Source organism: Streptomyces sp. x-80 (assembly GCF_046549095.1).
Classification (GTDB): Bacteria; Actinomycetota; Actinomycetes; order Streptomycetales; family Streptomycetaceae; genus Streptomyces; species Streptomyces celluloflavus.
This window is the reverse complement of record NZ_JAJPWM010000016.1, coordinates 177,366-195,806: the sequence shown is the minus strand read 5'-3', so window position 1 is coordinate 195,806 and position 18,441 is coordinate 177,366. Positions and strand designations below refer to the sequence as shown.

The following is an 18,441-nucleotide window of genomic DNA, read 5'->3' as shown; positions in this document are numbered from 1 at the left end:
CCCAACTCGCTTGACGATCGGGGCAAGTCGTTCGCCGAAGCACGGCCCCGCGGTCAGGCCGGGCAAGGAGGAAGTGCCGGCCTGGCAGTTCCGCACCGTGGAGCCGGCCCCCGCGCGCCGCCCCTGTGGTGGTTGCCCCCTGGGGTCGGCTCCGGCCCTGGCACCGTCGGGCAGGTCCGCCGCGCGGGCGGCAGCCGGCGCGCCCAACGGCGGCCTTACGGCCGGGGCTTGTCCGCGAATACCCACCGGTTGCCCGCCAGCGCGTCGTTCTGTTCGGGCAGCGGGCCGCGGCCGTGCCGGCGGGTGAAGTCGAAGGGGGTGTGGACCGATGTGGACCAGCCCTTGCCCGCCAGACGGCCCGCGGAGTCGGGGCGCGGCTCGCCGTCGAACAGGGCGAGCAGGTCGATGCCGATCTGCTGTTTCGTCGAGGTGTAGAGGGGGCTGTCGCGGCATTGCCTCAGGTCCTTGTCGAGCTTGACCTCGAATGCCAGAGCGCTTCCCCCCGCGCTCAACCGGTCCACCGTGTCGATGAGGTACGTCTCGGCGGCGTGGGGCAGGTAGAACAGCAGCCCCTCGGCCAGCCAGACGCTCGGTGCGGCCGTATCGAAGCCGGCGTCGGTCAGCGCGGTGACCCAGTCGGCGCGCAGATCGACCGGGATCGGTACGCGCGCCGCCTTCGGCGTGGCCGGCAGCCCGCCGAGCACCTTGTGCTTGAACGCCAGCACTTCTTCCCTGTCGATCTCGAAGATCACGCAGCCGGGAGGCCAGTCGAGGCGGAACGCCCGCGCATCCAGCCCCGCCCCGAGCAGGACCACTTGGCGGGCGCCCCCCGCGTGCGCCGACCGGAGGAGAAAGTCGTCGAGGACCCTCGTCCGCAGACCGAAGTACCGCGCGAATCGCCCCCACAGCGGGCTCGCGTCCCCGTCCGGGACCTGTTGCATGCGCACCGGCCAGCCCGCGGACGCCGGTGCGGCGCGCACGAAGTGCTCTGCGTAGACGTCCCGGGCCAGGCTGTCGTGGCGGTGGGTCTCGATCGCCCGTGCCGCGGCGACCAGGAGAGCGGTCAGGCCGACACCCCCTTCCACACCTTCCACACCGGTGTTCCGATGCGCTGTACCGACCATGTGTCCTCCCTTGGCGCGACGCGGGCAGAGACTACGAGCAGCGAGGAATACGAATGACGGATCCGCATGGATCCGCATGGATCCGCGGTGAAGTGAACGCGCGACGACAGGGCTCCGGGCAGCAGCCCGTTCCCGGGGCGTCTCCGATGGCACGCGGCGCGGCGGCCCCGCGGCCGCTCCGGTTCACCGGTCCGGCCGGCTCGGCGTGGGTGGGTTCGCCGCGCGGGCCGGCCACGGCGGTGCGGTGTTCGTGGCCGGCCGCCGGATGACGGCCGGGCGGCGGATGACGGCCGGGCGGCGGCGATCGGAGGCGGTCGGAGCCGGTCGGAGTCGGTCGGACAGGCGGCGGCGTGGAACGCCTCGTTCAACGGATCCTCCCCTCCGGCACCAGGACGGGTTTGACCACGCGGCCCGCGTCGCAGTCGCGTTCGGCCTCGTTGATGCCGGCGAGCGGGTACGTACGGATCAGCTGGTCGAAGGGGAACCGTCCGGCCTGCCACAGCCCGGTCAGCCGCGGAATCAGCAGTCCCGGCACCGCGTCCCCCTCGCAGATGTGGGAGATCCGCCGGCCCCGGTCCAGTGCCCCCACCTCGATCGGCAGCGCGGTGTGGAGCCGCGCCACCAGGCCGAGGTGGCCGGCCGGGCGCAGGGCCCGCAGCGCGTCGTTGATCAGCTGGGCGGAGCCGGTGGTGTCCAGCGCGTACTGCGCGCCGCCGTCGGTCAGTCGCCGGATGCGCTCGGGCAGGCCGGGCGATGCGGCGTGCAGCGGGATCGCGTGGAACCGCTCGGCGAGGGCCAGCCGTTCGGGGTGGCGGTCGACGGCCACGGTCACCGCCCCGGCGGCGGTGGCCGCCATCACCGCGGCCAGGCCCACCGCTCCCGCGCCGAAGACCGCGAGGGTGTCGCCGGGGCCGACGCCGAAGGAGTGGAAGACCGCGCCGGCGCCGGTGAGGAAGCCGCAGCCGAGCGGTCCGAGCAGTTCGACGGGGAGTGCGGCATCGACCCGGACGGCGTTGCGGGCCAAGACCATCGCGTACTGGGCGAACGAGGACTGGCCGAACCACCGGGGAGCCAGTTCGCCCCCGGCCGCATCGGTGAACCGCGCCGCGTTCTCCTTGCGCCCGCCGAAGAGGTTGAGCGCGGCGAAGGAGTCGCAGTGGGCGGGGGCCGCGCCCATGCAGTTGCGGCAGTGTCCGCAGGAGTCGAAGCTCAGCACGACATGGTCGCCGGCGCGCAGGCCGGTGTCCGGACCGCCCGTCTCCACCACGACGCCGGCCCCCTCGTGGCCGAGTACCGCCGGCAGCGGTGAGCGTCCCGCCGAACGCCGGACCGCGAGATCGGTCCGGCACATCCCGCAGCCCGCGATCTCGACCAGGACCTCGCCGTCGGCCGGCCCCGCGTTCAAGGTCACCTCCTCGATGGCGAACCGGCTCTCGTACGAGCGCAGTACCGCCGCGCCGAACCTCATCGTCACGCCTCCTGCGGACGGTGCACGACGAACGGCCTGAGGTTCTGGTAGAGCCCCCATGGCCCGCCCGCGACGCCGACGCCGCTCTCCTTGATGCCCGCGAAGGGCTGGGCGAGGGACAGTTCGGCGTGGTGGTTGATCCACGCCGTCCCGCACTCCAGCCGGTCGGCCACCGCCTCGGCCCGGTCGAGGTCGGTCCCCCATACCGAGCCGCCCAGCCCGAAGCCGGTGCCGTTGGCCGCCTCGATGGCCTCGTCGACGCTTTTGTAGGGCAGGACCGGCAGGACCGGGCCGAATTGCTCCTCCGTCACCACCGGGCTGTCGGGCGGGACATCGGCCAGGATCGTCGGGGCGAAGAAGTAGCCCGGCCCGTCCAGCCGGTGGCCACCGGCCGCGGCGCGGGCGCCGTCCGCCAGGGCCTGGGCCGTGCAGCGCTCGACCCGGGCCAGTTGGGGGGCGTTGCTGACCGGCCCCAGCTGCGAGCCCGGGTCGAGTCCGGCGCCGACGACGACGGTCTTCGCGCGCTGCGCGAGGGCCTCGACCACGTGGGAGTGGAGCCGGGCCGGGGCGTAGACGCGTTTGACCGCCATGCAGACCTGACCGCAGTTGCGGAACGCCGCCCAGAACAGCCGGTCCGCGATGCGCTCCACGTCCACGTCGTCCAGCAGGATGGCGGCGTCGTTGCCGCCCAGTTCCAGGGTGACCCGGGCGAGCGAGGCCGCCGCGGCCTCGGCGACGGCCCGTCCGGTGGGAATCGAACCGGTGAAGGTCACGTGGCGGATGCCGGGATGAGAGGCGAGGCGGGCGCCGAGGGGTTCGCGGCCGGTGACGATCGTCAGTACGTCCTTGGGGAGGGCGGTGGACAGGACGGTCCCCAGCAGCCGGGTGGCGAGGGGGGTGAACGGGGAGGGCTTGAGCACCATCGTGTTGCCCGCGGCGAGCGCGGGCGCGAACTTCGCCGACGCGAGCTGGAGGGGAAAGTTCCACGGGACGATCGCGGCGACGGGCCCGAGCGCTCGCCAGCGGATCTCGCTGCGTACCGGCCGGCCGTCCGTGATCGGCCGGGGCGCGGGGTCCAGCTCGGCGTAGTAGCGCAGGCGGGCCGCCGTGCGGGCGATCTCCGCGTACGACTCGGCCAGGGGTTTGCCCTGTTCACGGGTGAGCAGCGGGGCGAGGTCGGCCCCGGCCGCCGTCACGGCGTCGGCGGCCGCGCGCAACGCGGTGGTACGGGCGGCGGGGTCGGCCCGCCAGCTGCGCCATGCCTGGTGGGCCCGGTCGACGACGGCGTCCAACTCGTGTGGCTGCTGGTCGGGGGCCTCGTCGAATGCCTCGCCGGTCGCCGGATCGAGGACGGCGAAGCGCGCGCCGCAGCTCCCGGGGGCGCGAGGGGGCCGAGGTGCCGGCATGCCGGCGGTCAGCTCGCGGCGGCGGCAGCCGCGTATTCCCGGGCATGGCGGTCCATCTCTGCCCGGAAGGCGGCCACCAGCTGCGGCTGAATCCTTCCGGTGGTGCGGTCGCCGCCCTCGCAGACCGCGCCGCGCACTCCCACGATGTCGGTGCCGATGCGGGTCAGCGCGCCGAGGTCTGCCACCTTGACGCTGCCCGCGAGGGCGGCGAGCAGGTCGGCCTCGTGCGTCAGCCGGACGAACTCCGCGCAGACGTCGGGCGGAACGTGGTCGAACAGTCGTGTCCCGTCCTTGACCGCGGTGTCGAGCATGGCCGCGTCGGAGCCGGAGCGGAGCGCGATGCCGGGCAGTGCGAGCGGGTTGACGCAGCCGATCCGGTGGGCGTCGGCGTAGCCCGAGGCGACGACGAACGCGTCCGGCCGATAGTCCTTCACCGCCCGGACGACCCCTCGCATGACGTCGATGGCCTGTTGGGGCGTCGTGCATCCGTAGAGGCCGACCTTGATGTAGGTGGCTCCGGAGACGGCTGCGCCGAGTGCCGCCTGGGCCACCGTGCCGGGCTTGTACGGTACGTCTCCCACGGTGGCGGACACCGGTTTGTCCGCCGGGACCGCGTCACGGATCTCTCTGATGACCCACGGGAAGTTCGCGCCGAGTGAGCCTTCGTCGGGCTTCTTGACATCGATGATGTCGAGGTGTTCCGCCGCTTTCGCGCAGTCGAGGGCTTCCTCGACGCTGTCCGGGGAGATGAGAAGCAACAACGTGGACCTCTTCCACCGCATGTCCACCTGGCCATGGGGCAGGTGTGCGGAGTCGTCTGGATCACTTGCGGTCCGCTCATCCTTGCCGCTGCCCATGGCCGCCGGTAGGGCGCGCGGAGGCCGAACGGTCACTGCGCGGCGTGCCCAGTGCGCCGTCCACGCCGGTGAGATCCGGCCATGCGCGGGTGCGGACGAGAAGACTCCTGCGAACGGTGACGGCTCCCCGGCGGGCGCGTGGACCGGCCGGATCGCTGCGGGCGCTCTCCGTCGTTCGTTCCTGGCTGCTGTCGGGCCGCGGGTCGCATCCGCCGGCGAAGGAGGCCGGGGCCCGGCCGTCGGTGTCCCCCGTGGCGGGCGGGCTTGGTGGCTCTGCCCGGAACGGTGCGGGGTTGCCCACCCGTGCTGTGCGGGTGGGCACGCGCGGCGCGGCGATGCGCGCTGATCAGTAGGGTCTCTGCATGATTCGCGCGGTGATCTTCGATGTCGGTGAGTGTCTGGTCGATGAGACTCGGGAGTACGGAACGTGGGCCGACTGGCTCGGTGTTCCGCGGCACACGTTCGCGGCGATGTTCGGGGCGGTGATCGCGCAGGGGCGGGACTATCGAGAGGTGTTCCAGGAGTTCCAGCCGGGTTTCGACCTGTACGCGCAGCGTGCGGCACGTGCCCAGGCGGGGAAGCCTGAGCACTTCGATGAGTCGGACCTGTACCCGGACGTCCGGCCGGCGCTCGCGGAGCTGCGTAGCGAGGGGTTGTGGCTCGGTATTGCGGGGAACCAGACCGTTCGCGCCGGCAGGATTCTGCGCAGTTTGTTCGCGGACGATGTCGACTTGATCGGCACATCCGACGACTGGGGCGTCAGTAAGCCGGACCCCCTCTTCTTCCAACGGGTTGCCGCTGCAGTGCCCTTCGATATCCAGGAGATCTTGTATGTCGGTGACCGCGTCGACAACGACCTTCGGCCGGCCGTGGCGGCGGGCATGCGGACGGCTCTGGTGCACCGAGGTCCGTGGGCGACGATTCAGTGGCGGACTGCCGACGCGCGAGATCTGCCGACGTTTCGTGTCGAGTCGCTTGCGGAACTGCCGTCGGGTATAAGGAAGTTCAACGGGCAAGAGCGCTGACGGTCGTTGCCCATCCGTACAGGCGCTCATCGAGGTCCTGCACACATTGCTTCTGCTGATGTGGGGCAAGTGCTCGCCGCACGTCCCGGATCCGTTCCATGCCGGTGGCGTACCAGGTGATTTCCAGTTGGTCGAGGGCGAGGAGCGCGTACTGGCACGCCTGCTCGGGCTGACCGGCGGCGGCCTCGACTGCGGCCAGGTCGCCGTAGATGACCGTGCGCTGTTTGTCCTCCGTGGTCGGCAACTCGTCAAGAACTCCGAGCAGCGTCTCGCGGGCCTGCGGCAGATGGCCGGCCTTCAACTGCGTGTTGCCTTTGAACGAGGCCAGTCGGACCGGGCTGAACCAGTCCACCCACGCAGGTGTGGGGTGCTCGGACCCGGCTACGAGGACATCCTCGGCGTGTCCGATCAGGTGGAGGGCGGTGCGCGTGTTCCCGCATCGGGTCTCGCATTCCGCCTCGACGGCGTCGAGCCACGCCCAGAACTCAGCTGAGGCAGGGCCACGGCGGGCGTATGTGCGGGCGGCTACCATGCGCTCTGCTGCGGCGTCACGGTCCCCGGCCCAGCCAGGGATGAAGGCTGTGTGCGCGAGAATCGCAGCCCCGAGCAGAGCATCGTCTGCTTCGCCGGCGGCCTGTAGGGCTCTGAGCAAGGTTGCGCCGGCGCGTTCAGGCTCGCGGAGGTCGAAGAACTCGATGCGCCCGGCGAGGAGCCACGTCTCAGCGAGAGCAGCGGCTACGGTGCGGCGCGTCCGGCCGGCACTCTCGGAAAGCAGTGCGCAGCCGAGCGCGGCATGCGCGAGGACGGCCGGATGGAGGGTGGCAGGTGCGACGGACCAGTACAGGTGCCGATGAGATTGCGTGATGGCCTTGTAGTCGGCAGCCACAGATGCGGGTTGCATCACCGCAGTTGGCTGCGAGGGGACAGCGACCAGGCTGCCGGCAGCGGACCCAGGCGCGGCAAAAGCAGTGCGTCGCTGTGCGGCAGGGCGGTCCCGTCCAGGGGGAAGGGCGAAGCCAAGAGCTTCCATGTCCTGGCCCAGGAGGTTCGTGAGGCGCTGCTGTAGGTCAGGGTGAGGCCATGGCGGGTCGTCCGATTCCCAGCGACGTACTTGCCTCACCCCTACACCGAGTGCATCGGCGAACGTCTGCTGTGATCGGTAACCGGCCGCCATGCGGGCCGATTTGAGCTGGGTGTTTCCTGCGGGCCGTGGCACGCGCACCTCCGTCGTGGGTTCGGAGACAGTCTCACCCCAGAGTCCTTGTCGTGACCAGTCTTCACCCTTCTGGTGGCAATAAAGTCCTCTTTGCTGCACGTGAAAGCCCTCTGTAAGTCCTTGTTCTCTCAGCGCGACAGGGCAATTCTTGACGCACGTTGTCCCAGAACGGCGATGCGACGAGGAGCTGTTCCCTGCCCACCACGCGAGGTCCCTCACAAACCCCGGCACCCGCCCGGGACCCGGCGGCACGCGAGCCGTTCCGTGTCGGTGCGGCCGTCGTCGACACGCACCGCTCCAAGGTCGGCGAGGTCAAAGCGGTGCGCGGCGGATGCCTCGTGCTGAGTCGTTCCGTTCTCCACGTACCACCTCGTCCGGCCCTGCCTCCGCGTCCTTCCCCCGGCGCGTGTGCGGGTGACAGTTCATCGACAGCGTGAGGACCTCCCCATGACCGCGCGCACGCCCATACAGCCCCTCGGGCTCGGCCACTTGAGCCACCCGTTGCTCGGCCACCGGGTGATCGACCACGCCCACGACGACCGCATCGGCATCCTCCGTGCTGTTGCCCCCGATGCGGGGGCCAACGCCCCCGGCCTCGTCATCGGGATTCCCGACACGCCCCCCGTGGCGTGGCTTGCGCCCGTGGCCGGTGGCGTGGAGTGGACGACGGACCCCGACGCGATCGAGGCCGCAAAGTGAGCGGCGCCCACGCAAAGCGCCCCTCCCCCGCAACTGTGATGCGAATGCGGTGCGGATGCGGATGCCGCGCGAGCACGACGGACGGGCTGCGGCGGCAGAGCGCGCATGGCCACGGTCACCGGGCCCCGGCCGCCGCTCTGCGGCCGGCGGGCGGGCCGGGGGCTCCGGGGCCGTGTGCTCCAGGTGGGTGTGCCGGCCGAAGCCTCAGCGGTTGGTCAGGGTGCGGTCGAGGAGGGGGAGCAGGCGGTCCCAGTGGTGTTGCAGGGCGGCGGGGTTGAAGGCTTCGGTGTCGGACATGGTGAAGCCGTGGACGGTGCCGGGGTAGATCTCGGTGGTGTGGTCGACGCCTGCGGCGTCCAGGGCCTGGTTGAGTTCGGTGAGGGCCTCGGGTGACATGTCGCCTTCGGCGAGGCCGAGGTGGACCTCGGCGGTGAGTTCGGGGACGCGGCGGTGCGGGCTGTCGGGCGCGTCGGTGACCAGGGGGCCGGGGTGGAAGCCGGCGACGGCGGCCACCTGGCCGGGGTGGGCCGTTGCGGTGCGCATCGCCGAGACGGCGCCCATGCAGTAGCCGATCGCGGCGACCGGTCCGGCGCTGACCTCGGGCTGGGCGGTGAGGAACGTGAGGTAGGCGTCGGCGTCGCGCAGGGCGCGTTCGGCGGTGTGCTCCTGGATCAGGGGCATCAGCTGGGCGAAGACCGTGGGCCGGGCCTCTTCTCCGATGTGCTCGGGAAGTTCGATCACCGGTGCCGGGCCGTGCCGGTAGAAGATGTTGGGGACGAGTACGTAGTACCCGTGCTCGGCCAGTTCGCGGGCCATCTCCTTCAGTACGGGCCGGATGCCGAAGGCGTCCGGGTACAGCAGCACTCCCGGGTGCCGCCCGCCGCCGTCGGGGAAGGCGGCGAAAGCGTCGGCCTGGCCGTCCGTGGTGGGAATCTGGAGCGTCTTGGTGGGCATGGCGGTCTTCCTTCCTTTGGTGCTTCGTGTGCGGTGTGACCGGTCGCCAATGTAGGTGAGGAGTCATCCGCCACGGTGGCCGCCCTGGCACTTGAACTCGCCTCGTGGTGGGCCTTGGTCCGGGAAAGCGGTCCTGTGCCGGCCGGCCCGGCGGTTCTGTCCGGTCGCCGGACGTCCGGCGGCGAGGGACGGGAACGGCACGCGGGTGCGGCTGTGGCGCCGTTGTGTGCTCCGCCGGGGGCAACTGGCCAGGTCTCAGGCCGTGGTCGGGCCGGTGGGACGGAGGCGGGTCACCGGGCCGCTCCGGGGCCGGTGTCGCCGTGTTCTTCCGGCGGCTCTCCGCTCGGGGCGGCCGCGCCGGCGGCCGGCCGGCGGCCCCGTGGCAGGGGGAGTTCGCGGGTACCGGAGACCGGGTACCGGACACCGGCCTGCCGCCGGAGCGGCGCGTGTGTCACGGTGATCGCATGACGTGGAACGGTGACGAGTACCAGGCCCGGTTCGACCGCATCGCCGCCGAAGGAGGGGATGTCCACGGTGAGGCCGCGCTGGTGCGCTCCTTCGCGCCCGCCACCGTCCTCGACGCGGGCTGCGGCACCGGTCGGGTGGCCATCGAGCTGGCCCGCCACAAGATCGCCGTGGTGGGCGTGGACGTCGACGAGGCGATGCTCGCCACCGCCCGGCGCCGGGCGCCGGAGATCCGCTGGCACCGGCACGATCTGGCCGGTCTCGACCTGGGACTGCTGTTCGACGTCGTGGTGATGGCGGGCAACGTTCCGCTGTTCACCGCGCCGGGTACGGAGGCGGCCCTGGTGGCCGGGGTGGCGGGCCACGTCCGGCCGGGCGGCCGCCTCGTCGCGGGGTTCTCCCTGGACCGCGGTTACCCACTGGCCGACTACGACGCGCACTGCCGGGCGGCGGGGCTCGCCCTGGAAGCCCGGTACGCGACGTGGTCCCGGGCCCCTTTCGCCGGTGGGGAGTACGCCGTCTCGGTGCACCGCAGGCCCTGACCGCCCGCCGCCGGGCCGGTGGTCAGGGCAGCGCGTGGCGCAGTGCGTCGGCCAGTTCCGCCGGGCGGTCGCGCAGCAGGTTGTGCCCGGCGGCGATCTGCGCGGTCGTGTGGCCGCGCGTGGTCAGCGCCGACCAGGCCGCGATGTCCTCCTCGGCGACGGTGTGGTCCTGGGTGGCGCGGATGGTGAGGATCGGGGATGCCACGGGGGTCCAGCGTGCCGCTCCGGTGAGGTGTTCGTGGGTTGCCCGGTAGTCCGCGCGCAGCGCCGGGGCCACCATCTCCAGGACGTCGGGGGCGTCGAGCAGGTCGGCGGGCAGGTAGCCGTCCGCGACGACCTGGGCGAAGAACTCGTCGTCGGGGCGGTCCCAGCACCCGGCGGCCGTGCGGACGGAGGTGCCCGGTGCCTGTTGTGCCGAGGCCGCGAGGAGGACGGCGGTCCGCGGCTCCAGTGCGCGGGCCGTCTCGTAGGCCAGTACCGACCCCGAGGAGTGGCCGTAGAGGATGATCTGTGCCCCGTCCGCGTGTGTGCGGACGGCGTCGGCCAACTGCCGGGCCAGTGCCGGGAGATCGGCGAGCGGGGGCTCGTCGAGCAGGGCCTCCCTTCCGGGCAGCCGGATCGCCACCGGGTGGGGATCGGGTGCCAGTGCCCGGCCCAGTGCCAGTACCGCGCTGACGCCCGCGCCCGCGTGCGGGAAGAGGTACGCCACCCGTTTCGGCCGCTCGGCGGGTACGAGGTCCACCAGCCAGTGCGCGCTCACCGCGACTCCTTACGCTGTGCTGTGTCCAGGTCGGCGGCGAGGGCACGGAGGTAGTGGCAGGCGGCATCCAGCAGGCGTGCCGCCTGGCCTGGGTCATCCGCGTGCGCCAGTCGCAGTGTCAGCTCGTCCCCCTTCGTGTGGGCGCTGAACTCCCAGTGGAACGGCCGGGGGTTGTCCGGGCCCCGGTCGCCCCGGTCCGGCAGCGGGACTTCGGTGAGGTGGTCGTCGCTGCGCTCCGCCGTGCCGGTGAACACCGATCCGAGCCTGCCGAGGTAGTTGACGCTCACCCAGGGGTGGTCCGCTGGTGCGTGCCGGGCGCGGACGGTGGTGTCCGAGGTGCCGTAGCGCAGCAGGCCGGGTGCGAGGCCGGCGCGCGAGCGGGCCGCCCGCGCGGCCTGGAGCATCTCGTACGGTGCGGTGTCGGGTGCGGCGTCGACCAGTACGGGGGCCGGCGCGGTGAACCAGCCCACGGTCCGCGACAGGTCCGCGCCGTCGGCCAGCTCCTCCTCGCGGCCGTGCAGTTCCATCACGACGCGGACCGCAGGGCGGCCGAGGGCGGTGGCGGCCGCGCCGGCCGCGGCCGCCAGTACGGCGTCGGCCGGGTGTGCGCCCCTCCCCCGCAGTCCGGTGAGGAGGGCGTGGGTGTGCGCCGGGCCGAGCGTGCGCTCGTCGACGCGGGTACTGCCCTCGTAGGTCGTGGGCGGCGGGCCGGAAAGGGCGGCGGCGGGGGTGTCGTCGGGTGCGGGGAGGGGGGTGCGCCGGGCGAGGTCGTCGGCGTGCTCGCGCAGGGACCGCGCCCACTGGTGGTAGGCGACGGGCACCGGGGGCAGCCGGACGGGGTCTCCGGCGGCGCGGTGGGCGCAGGCGGTGCGCAGGTCGTCCAGCAGCACGCCCCACGACAGCACGTCCATCACGAGGTGGTGTGCGCTCAGGATCAGCAGGCGCCGGTCCGCCCCGTCGTGGATCAGTGTGGCGCGCAGCAGTGGGCCCGCGGCGAGGTCGACGCCTCGTCTGGCGTGGCCGGTCGCGGCGGCGAGGGCGTCGTCGCCGTGGGCGGTCACCTCCTCGGTGGCCACGGTCTGTGCGGTCGGGTCGCTGACCTGTTCCCAGTCGGTTCCGCGCCTGCGGAAGCGGTGGCGCAGTACGGCGTGGTGGTCGGCCACGGCGTGGACGGCGGCCAGCAGTGTCTCGGAGGGCAGTGTGTGCGGTACCCGCAGTGCGGTCGACTGGTTCCAGTGGCCGGGGTCGGGCAAGTGCTGCTCGAAGAACCAGCGTTGGACGGGGGTGAGCGGGATGGCCCTGCGCCGGGCGAAGCTCTCGCTCACCTTGGCCGTTCTGGCGGAGGAGGTGGTGACGCGGGCCAGGGACCGGATGGTCGGGTGGGTGAACAGGTTCCGCCGGGTGACCTGCAAGCCTTTTTCGGCGGCCTTGGTGGCGATGCGTACGGCCTGTACGGAGTCGCCGCCCAGCGCGTAGTAGTCGTCGTCCAGGCCGATGTGTGCGACGCCGAGGAGTTCGCGCCAGATGCCGGCCAGTGCGGCCTCGGTCTCGGTCATGTCCTGGGCGGGTGCGGGCGTCTCGGGGGCGGCGGGGGTGGTGGCCGGGGTGGAGGGGATCCGTGAGGTCTTGCCGTCCGGTGTCCTCGGCAGCCTGGTCTCGCACCGCAGGTGTGCGGGGAGCAGGTGGGCGGGCAGCTCGCGGCGCAGCCTGTCCATCAGTTCGTGCTCGGAGACGGTGCCGTCCGTCTCCACCAGCGCGGTGGGTGCGCCCGCGCCGCCGCCGGGGGCCGCGGCTGCCCGTACGGCGGGGTGGGCGCGCAGCAGGTGTTCGATGCGTGCGGGGGCGTGGTGGTAGCCGTGTTCGGAGTGGATCTCCGCGAGGCGGCCGAGGACGACGAGTCTCCCGTCCGGAAGGAGCATGCCCGCGTCTCCCGTCCGGCGGACCTGGGCGTCGGCCGCCTGCGGGTGTGCGAGTGCGGGGTGTTGCGGCGGGGTGCCGAGCGGGGTGGCTGCTTCCGTGGTGCCGACGCAGATCTCCCCGGGTACGCCCGTCGGGCAGGCGCGGCCCCACGGGTCCACCACGCACAGCAGTGAGCCGGCCGGGGGGCTGCCCACGGGCACGGTGCCGGTGGCCGGTGGTGCGCTCTGTTCGGTGGGGGCGGCGGGTACGTCCGCCTCGGCTGCGGCCAGGCCCCATTCGATGCCGCCGTAGGTGTGCACGAGGCGGCTGCCGGGTGCGTGGGAGTGCCATCGGTGGACGAGGTCGGGGCCGAGGGTCTCGCCGCCGACCACCAGGGTCCGTACCGCGGGGGTGGTGCCGTTCTCGTCCAGGCGGGAGAGGAGGGCGGCCAGTTCGGTGGGGGTGAGTGTGGCGGCGGCGGCCGGGCGCCCGAGTGCCAGTTGTTCCAGCCGGGTGGCGGGGGGCAGGGGCACCGCGGTGTTGCCCGCGGCGAGGGTGGTGAGCAGGTCGAGGGCGAGCCGGTCGGCCGTGCCGTGGGCGATCAGCACCTCGCCCGGTTCGTCGTCGCGTACGGCGCGTGCGAGTGTCCGGTGTGTGAGCACCATCGGGCGCCGGGTCCCGGTGGTGCCGCTGGTGCGTACCACCAGGGCGGGTGCCCGGGGGTCGGTGGGGCGCGTTGCGGGGGGTGCTGATGCGGTGTCGATGCGCACGACGGGGGTGTCCGGGGGGTCCGCGGACCCTGTCATGTCCAGCAGGGCGGCTGCTTGCAGTTCGGACAGTTCGGCGGGTACGGCGTCGTCCGCTGTGGTGAGGGGGGCGCAGAGCAGGCCGGCGCGCAGTACGCCCAGGCAGGCGGCGGCCAGGTCGGTGGGCCGCTCGGCCCGTACGGCTACGACGGCCGCGGGGTCGAGGCCGGGGTGTGCGAGGAGTGCGGCCGCCGCTCGGTCCGCGGCCCGGTCGAGGTCGCCGTAGGTCGCCGTGTCGGTGCCGTCGACGATCGCCGGCGCTGTGGGGTGTGCTGCGGCCTGTTGGCGTACGCGGTCGGTGACCGGTTCGTCCGGGCGTGTTCCGGTGGGCCCGGTCGTGGGTGGGGCCGGGGCGGACAGGGTCCGCAGTTCGGTGTCGGGTGCGGCGAGCAGGGTGTCCGTCAGGTCGTCGAAGCGGGTCGCCCACCGGTTCACCGTGTCCCTGGTGAACAGGTCCGCGTCGTACTCCCAGATGACCGAGATCGAGTCGTCGCCTTCGAAGACCGCGCCGGCCAGGTCGTAGACGGCCCCGGTGCGGTGCAGGGCGACCGTTTCGAGGGTCAGTGGCCCCAGGGGGACGCGTACTCCGTCGTGGTCGGCGGAGAGCAGCTCGCCCACGGTGCTCAGGGCGGGGTCGTGTGCGGTGTTCTGTCCGAAGCCGACCTCCACCAGTGGGGCGCGGCCGCGGTCGCGGGGGACGCCCACGGGTCCCAGGAGGTTCTCGAAGGTGACGCCGCTGTGTTCGAGCCCGGTCAGCAGGGTTTCGGTGACCGTGCCGAGCAGGGCGGCGAACGTCTGGTGTGGTGAGAGGTGGACGCGGTGGACGACGGGGTTGGTGAAGTAGCCGAGTACGTCGGCGAATTCGGGGCGTTCGCGGTTGGCGGTGTTCACCCCGACGGCGCTGTCCGCGCGTGCGGTCCAGGTGTGCAGCAGTACGTGCAGGACGGTGAGCAGGACGGCGAACGGGGTGGTTCCGGTGGCGTGGGCGTGGGCGCGGACGGCGGCGGCCCGGGTCGGTGACAGGTCGGTGCGCAGGGTCGCGCCGCGCTGTCGGCGCACTGCCGGGCGGGGCAGGTCGGTGGGGAGGTCCGCGGGTGGGGGCGGGGGTGTCAGGTGCCGTACCCAGTGGTCGAGTTCGGCGGCGGCCAGGGGGGTGCGGGTCCGTGCGAGGGACCATGCCGCGTAGTCGGCGTAGCCGTGTGCGGGTGCGGGGAGGTACGCCTCGGTGCCGGTGCTCTCGGCGGCGTAGAGCAGGGCCAGTTCCCGCAGCATGATGATCATGGACCAGTAGTCGGTGATGAGGTGGTGCTGGGAGACCACCAGGACCGGGCCGCCGGGGGGTCCGGTGTAGAGGCGGACGCGCAGCGGTGGCCGGGTGGTCAGGTCGAAGGGTTCGAATGCGGAGCGGACCAGGTCCTGGCGGTGGGTGCGGTCCCAGGCCGGTGGTACGGGTACGGTCGCGAAGTCCAGCTGTGCCTCGGCGGCCACCTGTTGTACGGGGGTGCCGTCGTGCACGGGGAAGGTGGTGCGCAGCGCCGGGTGGCGGTGGGCGAGGGTCGTCCAGGCCCGTCGCAGTGCGGCGGGGTCGCAGCCGTCGGTCAGGACTGCGGCGAAGGCGACCACGTAGGCCGATCCGCTCAGGTCGAGGTGTTCGGCGTGCCACAGGGACATCTGGTTGGGTGCGAGGGGGAATTGTCCCTCGGCCGGTCCGTGGGGAGGGGGGTCGGTGTCGTCCTGGGGTCCGTCGAGCCGTGCGGTGAGTTCGCCGGCCAGTTGTGCCAGTGTGCGGGGGCCCAGGACGGTGGGCAGGGGGAGCCTGACTCCCAGTTCGCTGTGGAGGGTCATGCGCAGGCGCAGTGCGGCCAGGGAGTCCACGCCGGCCGCGCGGGGCGGGGCGTCGGGGTCGACCGCCGCGGGTGTCGTGCCCACCACTTCGGCGACCTTGCGGCGCAGGTGTGCGCTGACTTCGGTGTGGCGTTGGTCCGGGGGGAGGGCGGTGAGCCGCTTGCGTATCCCGGTTTCTTTCTCGCTGTGTTCGTCGGCGAGTTGGGTGGCGAGTTCGGCGCGGCGGACTTTGCCCAGGGGGGTGCGGGGTACTTCGGCCACCAGGCGGACCCGCTGGGGTACGGCGTGGGAGGGCAGGCGGCGTGCGCAGTGGGTGAGGAGGTCGGCCGGTTCCGCCTGGGCGCCGTCGCGCAGTCGTACCGCGGCGACCAGGAGTGCGCCTCGGCCGGGCAGGGGGATGCCGGTGACCCCGGCGTCGGCGACCAGTGGGTGGTCGGTCAGTATCCGTTCGACTTCGACGGGGTTGACTTTGTGTCCGCCGGTGTCGATCAGTACGCGGGAGCGTCCGACGACGGTGAGCCTGCCCTGTGTGTCGAGGGTGCCCAGGTCGCCGGTTCTGTGGTGGCCCCTTCCCGGGTCGTTGACGACGGCGGGGCCGGACACCACGATCTCACCGGTCGCGCCCGGTGGCAGGGGGGTGCCGTGTTCGTCGGTGATCTGGACGTGGGTGCCTGTCAGTGGTGTGCCGACGGTCCCGGGTGAGGGCTTTGGGCCGACGTCCCAGCAGACGCTGCCGGCTTCCGTGCTGCCGTAGGTCTGGCGTACGGGGAGGCCGTGGCGGGTGGTGAAGCGCCGTGCCACGGCCGGGTCGAGGAAGTTGCTTCCGGACAGGCACAGGCGGACCGTGTCCAGTTCGGCCGGTGTGCCGGGGGGCAGGTCGGCCAGGGCGTCGAAGAGCTGGGGTACGGCGATCAGCAGGGTGACGGGGTGGCGGGCCAGTGCGTGGCGGACGGCGTCGACGGAGGAGGTGCCCGCGCTGAGGTCGGGCAGTACCAGGGTGGCGCCGGAGCGCACCGCGGCCAGCAGGCAGCAGAACTGTCCGAGTGCGTGGTGCAGCGGCACCGGGCAGAGCAGGACGTCGGCGGCGGTGATGCCTGCCGTGGTGGTGATGTTGTCGGCCTCGGCGACCTGGTGGGCCTGGGTGCGGATGATGCGTTTGGGTTCGCCGGTGCTGCCGGAGGAGAGTGCGGTCACCCAGGGTCCGTGCGCGTGGGCCGGCCGGCGTGGGGTGCCTGCCGGGGGCGGGGTGCGGGGGGTGTCCACGGTGAGGACGGGGCGGTCGGTGAGCGTGGTCACGGGGTGTCCCGCAGTGGTGACGACCACTGCCGGGCGACTGTCGGCCAGTGTGCGCCGCAGTGCCTGTGGTGGCTGGTCCGGGTCGATGGCCTCGACCGTGCAGCCCGCTTCGGCGGTGGCGAAGTAGGCGACGGCGAACTCGGGGCGGTTGTCCAGTACGAGCAGGACGTGTGCGCCGGGGGGTGCGCCGGCGGCGGCGAGCGCGTCGGCGAACCGGGGTACGGCCGCGGCCAGTTCGCGGTAGGTCAGGGACCGTTCGCCCTGGGCGATGGCCGTCGCTTCGGGGTGGGCGGTCGCGGTGGTGGTGACCATGTCGAGGACGGGGCTTGTGCTCACCGGGTCTCCTCCGTCAGCCGCTTGGCCAGTTCGGCGGGGGTGGGGTGGACGAACACCTCGCGTGCGGTGACCCGCAGGCCCAGCCGCCGGCCGATCTCGGTGACCGCGGTCACCGCGCGCGTCGAGTCGCCGCCGTGCAGGAAGAAGTCGGAGTGGACGGTCAGGCCGGTGACGCCCAGTACGTGTTCCCACACCTGTAGCAGTGTCTGCGGGGTCGGTGCCGGGTGCGGTGGACGGTGCCGCGTTCGCAGGAGCGCCCTGCGGTCGATCTTGCCGGAGGGGGTGGTGGGGAGCCGGTCGGCGGTGTGGATCTCGGTGGGGACCATGTAGGCGGGCAGCAGTGCGCTCAGGTGGGTGCGGAGGGCGGCGGCGTGGGCGTCGGTGTGCTGCGGGTGCCACTCCACGAAGCACACCAGGCGCTCCGCGCGGCCCGCGTCGTCCGTCGGGGCGGTCACCGCCGCTCGCCGGACCGCGGGGTGGGCGGCGGCGGCGCTCTCCACCTCGCCCAGCTCGACGCGTTTTCCCAGGAGTTGCACCTGGTCGTCGATGCGGCGCAGGAACTCCAGGTCGCCGGAGGGCAGTTCGCGGACCAGGTCGCCGGTGCGGAAGCAGCGTTCGCCGTGCACCTCGACGAATTTGCGGGCGGTGCGTGCGTCGTCGCCGAGGTAGCCGATGCCGACGGTCGGGCCGCCCAGGTAGAGCTCGCCCGGGGTGCCCGGGGTGACCGGCGCTCCCTCCGGGTCGCGCACGCTCGCCCTGACGTGCGGCAGCGGTTTCCCGATCGGCGGCAGGATGCCGCGGTCGGGCCAGGCGGAGACGTCGCAGAAGACCGCGCCGGCGACGGTCTCGGTGGGCCCGTACTCGTTGAGGACGCGGCTGGGGAAGTCCGGCGGCGGGTAGGCGGCGAGGCGTTCGCCGCCGGTGCGGATGAGCCGTACGTCGCCCAGGTCCGCGCCGTCGAGGTGGAATATCGACTCCAGCAGCAGCGGGGGGATGTAGGTCTGGGTAATCCGGTGGGCGCGCAGCCAGTCGGCGAGTGCGCGGGGTGCGGCGCGGTCGGTGTCGGAGGCGATGTGGACGGATGCGCCGGTGCTCAGGAAGGGCCAGAGCTCGTCGATGGTGACGTCGAAGCCGGGCGAGCCGAGCTGCGCTCCGCGCTCTCGTGGTGAGGCGCCGACCAGCCGGGCGTAGGCGGCCACGTAGACGTCCATCGCGGCGCGGCTGATGAGGGTGCCCACCGGGGTGCCCGTCGATCCGGAGGTGAACAGGCAGTAGGCGGGGTCGTCCGGCCGGGCGCCCGGGTCGCGCGGGGGCGGGCCGCCGCGGGCGGGCAGTGCCTCGGGGCGGAGGGCGGGGACGCCGGCGGCCTCGGCCAGTTCTGTGTCGTCGGTGATCAGCAGCGCCACCGAGGCGCGGGTCAGCAGCAGGCGGAGCCGGTCCGGTGGCTGGGCGGTGTCCAGCGGTGTGAAGCAGGCGCCCGCGAGCAGTACGGCGAGTTCGAGCACGAACAGGTCCGTGGTGCGGGGCAGTACCAGCCCGACGCGGTCCCGGGGTCCGACGCCGAGGGCGGTCAGGGCGCCCGCCGCCGCGCGGGCGCGGGAGTCGAGTTCGGCGTAGGTCAGCCGGGTGCCCCGGTGGTCGGTCAGCGCCACGGTGTCCGGTGCCCGGCGCACTTGGCGGGCCACGGCGTTCAGCAGGTGCATCGCTACCCTTTTCTGTGGGACCGGGCGCGCACGGGGGCGT

The 18,441-nt window shown here is 72.8% G+C and carries 12 protein-coding genes; 3 read left to right on the top strand and 9 right to left on the bottom strand.

Going from position 1 to position 18,441, the window contains the following annotated elements; genetic code table 11:
• Positions 1-215: 215 nt before the first annotated feature.
• The 4 genes from ACLJWH_RS29135 to ACLJWH_RS29120 form a co-directional block, all read right to left on the bottom strand.
• Positions 216-1,124 carry a class I SAM-dependent methyltransferase gene (locus ACLJWH_RS29135; protein ID WP_411144761.1) on the bottom strand — a complete coding sequence of 303 codons (909 nt, stop codon included), beginning with the start codon at positions 1,122-1,124 and terminating at the stop codon, positions 216-218.
• A 364-nt stretch (positions 1,125-1,488) separates the two neighbouring features.
• Positions 1,489-2,592: an NAD(P)-dependent alcohol dehydrogenase gene (locus tag ACLJWH_RS29130; protein ID WP_411144799.1), complete on the bottom strand. Its 1,104-nt coding sequence runs from the start codon at positions 2,590-2,592 to the stop codon at positions 1,489-1,491.
• Between the two features lie 2 nt (positions 2,593-2,594).
• The gene (locus ACLJWH_RS29125) at positions 2,595-3,998 is read right to left on the bottom strand and encodes an aldehyde dehydrogenase family protein (protein WP_411144760.1); all 1,404 of its coding nucleotides are present in this window, start codon (positions 3,996-3,998) and stop codon (positions 2,595-2,597) included.
• Between the two features lie 8 nt (positions 3,999-4,006).
• Positions 4,007-4,780 (bottom strand): (5-formylfuran-3-yl)methyl phosphate synthase, encoded by a 774-nt coding sequence (locus ACLJWH_RS29120; protein WP_411144759.1) that lies wholly within the window; start codon positions 4,778-4,780, stop codon positions 4,007-4,009.
• Positions 4,781-5,217: 437 nt separating this feature from the next.
• On the opposite strand from ACLJWH_RS29120, the gene ACLJWH_RS29115 reads away from it, so the two are divergent.
• A complete protein-coding gene (locus ACLJWH_RS29115) occupies positions 5,218-5,880 on the top strand; it encodes an HAD family hydrolase (RefSeq protein ID WP_411144758.1) in 663 nt (220 codons plus the stop codon).
• On the opposite strand, the gene ACLJWH_RS29110 is transcribed toward ACLJWH_RS29115, so the two are convergent.
• Complete coding sequence (locus ACLJWH_RS29110; RefSeq protein ID WP_411144757.1) at positions 5,861-7,096, bottom strand: helix-turn-helix domain-containing protein; 1,236 nt, start codon at positions 7,094-7,096, stop codon at positions 5,861-5,863. The two genes, ACLJWH_RS29115 and ACLJWH_RS29110, sit on opposite strands and share 20 nt — an antisense overlap.
• A 447-nt stretch (positions 7,097-7,543) precedes the next feature.
• On the opposite strand from ACLJWH_RS29110, the gene ACLJWH_RS29105 reads away from it, so the two are divergent.
• On the top strand, positions 7,544-7,795 hold the full coding sequence (locus tag ACLJWH_RS29105) for a hypothetical protein (RefSeq protein WP_411144756.1): 252 nt from the start codon (positions 7,544-7,546) through the stop codon (positions 7,793-7,795).
• Between the two features lie 204 nt (positions 7,796-7,999).
• Here ACLJWH_RS29105 and ACLJWH_RS29100 read toward each other — a convergent pair whose 3' ends face one another.
• Positions 8,000-8,749, bottom strand: coding sequence for a dienelactone hydrolase family protein (locus ACLJWH_RS29100; protein ID WP_411144755.1), 750 nt, complete (start codon positions 8,747-8,749; stop codon positions 8,000-8,002).
• Positions 8,750-9,213: 464 nt separating this feature from the next.
• Between ACLJWH_RS29100 and ACLJWH_RS29095 the strand changes: the two genes are divergently transcribed.
• Entirely contained in the window at positions 9,214-9,756 is a 543-nt protein-coding gene (locus tag ACLJWH_RS29095) for a class I SAM-dependent DNA methyltransferase (RefSeq protein ID WP_411144754.1), read from the top strand.
• A 22-nt stretch (positions 9,757-9,778) separates the two neighbouring features.
• Here the strand turns inward: ACLJWH_RS29095 and ACLJWH_RS29090 are convergent, their stop codons facing one another.
• From ACLJWH_RS29090 to ACLJWH_RS29080, 3 genes are read right to left on the bottom strand one after another with little or no spacing between them, the layout of a single operon-like run.
• Entirely contained in the window at positions 9,779-10,516 is a 738-nt protein-coding gene (locus ACLJWH_RS29090; RefSeq protein WP_411144753.1) for a thioesterase II family protein, read from the bottom strand.
• A complete protein-coding gene (locus tag ACLJWH_RS29085) occupies positions 10,513-16,698 on the bottom strand; it encodes a condensation domain-containing protein (protein ID WP_411144752.1) in 6,186 nt (2,061 codons plus the stop codon). The genes ACLJWH_RS29090 and ACLJWH_RS29085 overlap by 4 nt, the downstream gene beginning before the upstream one ends.
• On the bottom strand, positions 16,695-18,401 hold the full coding sequence (locus ACLJWH_RS29080) for a non-ribosomal peptide synthetase (protein WP_411144751.1): 1,707 nt from the start codon (positions 18,399-18,401) through the stop codon (positions 16,695-16,697). Before ACLJWH_RS29080 ends, ACLJWH_RS29085 begins: the two co-directional genes overlap by 4 nt.
• Between the last annotated feature and the right edge of the window lie 40 nt (positions 18,402-18,441).

Bases quoted from the DNA above. Each gene is read 5' to 3' on its own strand.
- ACLJWH_RS29135 (WP_411144761.1), bottom strand. From the start codon at position 1,124: ATGGTCGGTACAGCGCATCGGAACACCGGTGTGGAAGGTGTGGAAGGG.
- ACLJWH_RS29130 (WP_411144799.1), bottom strand. From the start codon at position 2,592: ATGAGGTTCGGCGCGGCGGTACTGCGCTCGTACGAGAGCCGGTTCGCC.
- ACLJWH_RS29125 (WP_411144760.1), bottom strand. From the start codon at position 3,998: ATGCCGGCACCTCGGCCCCCTCGCGCCCCCGGGAGCTGCGGCGCGCGC.
- ACLJWH_RS29120 (WP_411144759.1), bottom strand. From the start codon at position 4,780: ATGCGGTGGAAGAGGTCCACGTTGTTGCTTCTCATCTCCCCGGACAGC.
- ACLJWH_RS29115 (WP_411144758.1), top strand. From the start codon at position 5,218: ATGATTCGCGCGGTGATCTTCGATGTCGGTGAGTGTCTGGTCGATGAG.
- ACLJWH_RS29105 (WP_411144756.1), top strand. From the start codon at position 7,544: ATGACCGCGCGCACGCCCATACAGCCCCTCGGGCTCGGCCACTTGAGC.
- ACLJWH_RS29100 (WP_411144755.1), bottom strand. From the start codon at position 8,749: ATGCCCACCAAGACGCTCCAGATTCCCACCACGGACGGCCAGGCCGAC.
- ACLJWH_RS29095 (WP_411144754.1), top strand. From the start codon at position 9,214: ATGACGTGGAACGGTGACGAGTACCAGGCCCGGTTCGACCGCATCGCC.
- ACLJWH_RS29080 (WP_411144751.1), bottom strand. From the start codon at position 18,401: ATGCACCTGCTGAACGCCGTGGCCCGCCAAGTGCGCCGGGCACCGGAC.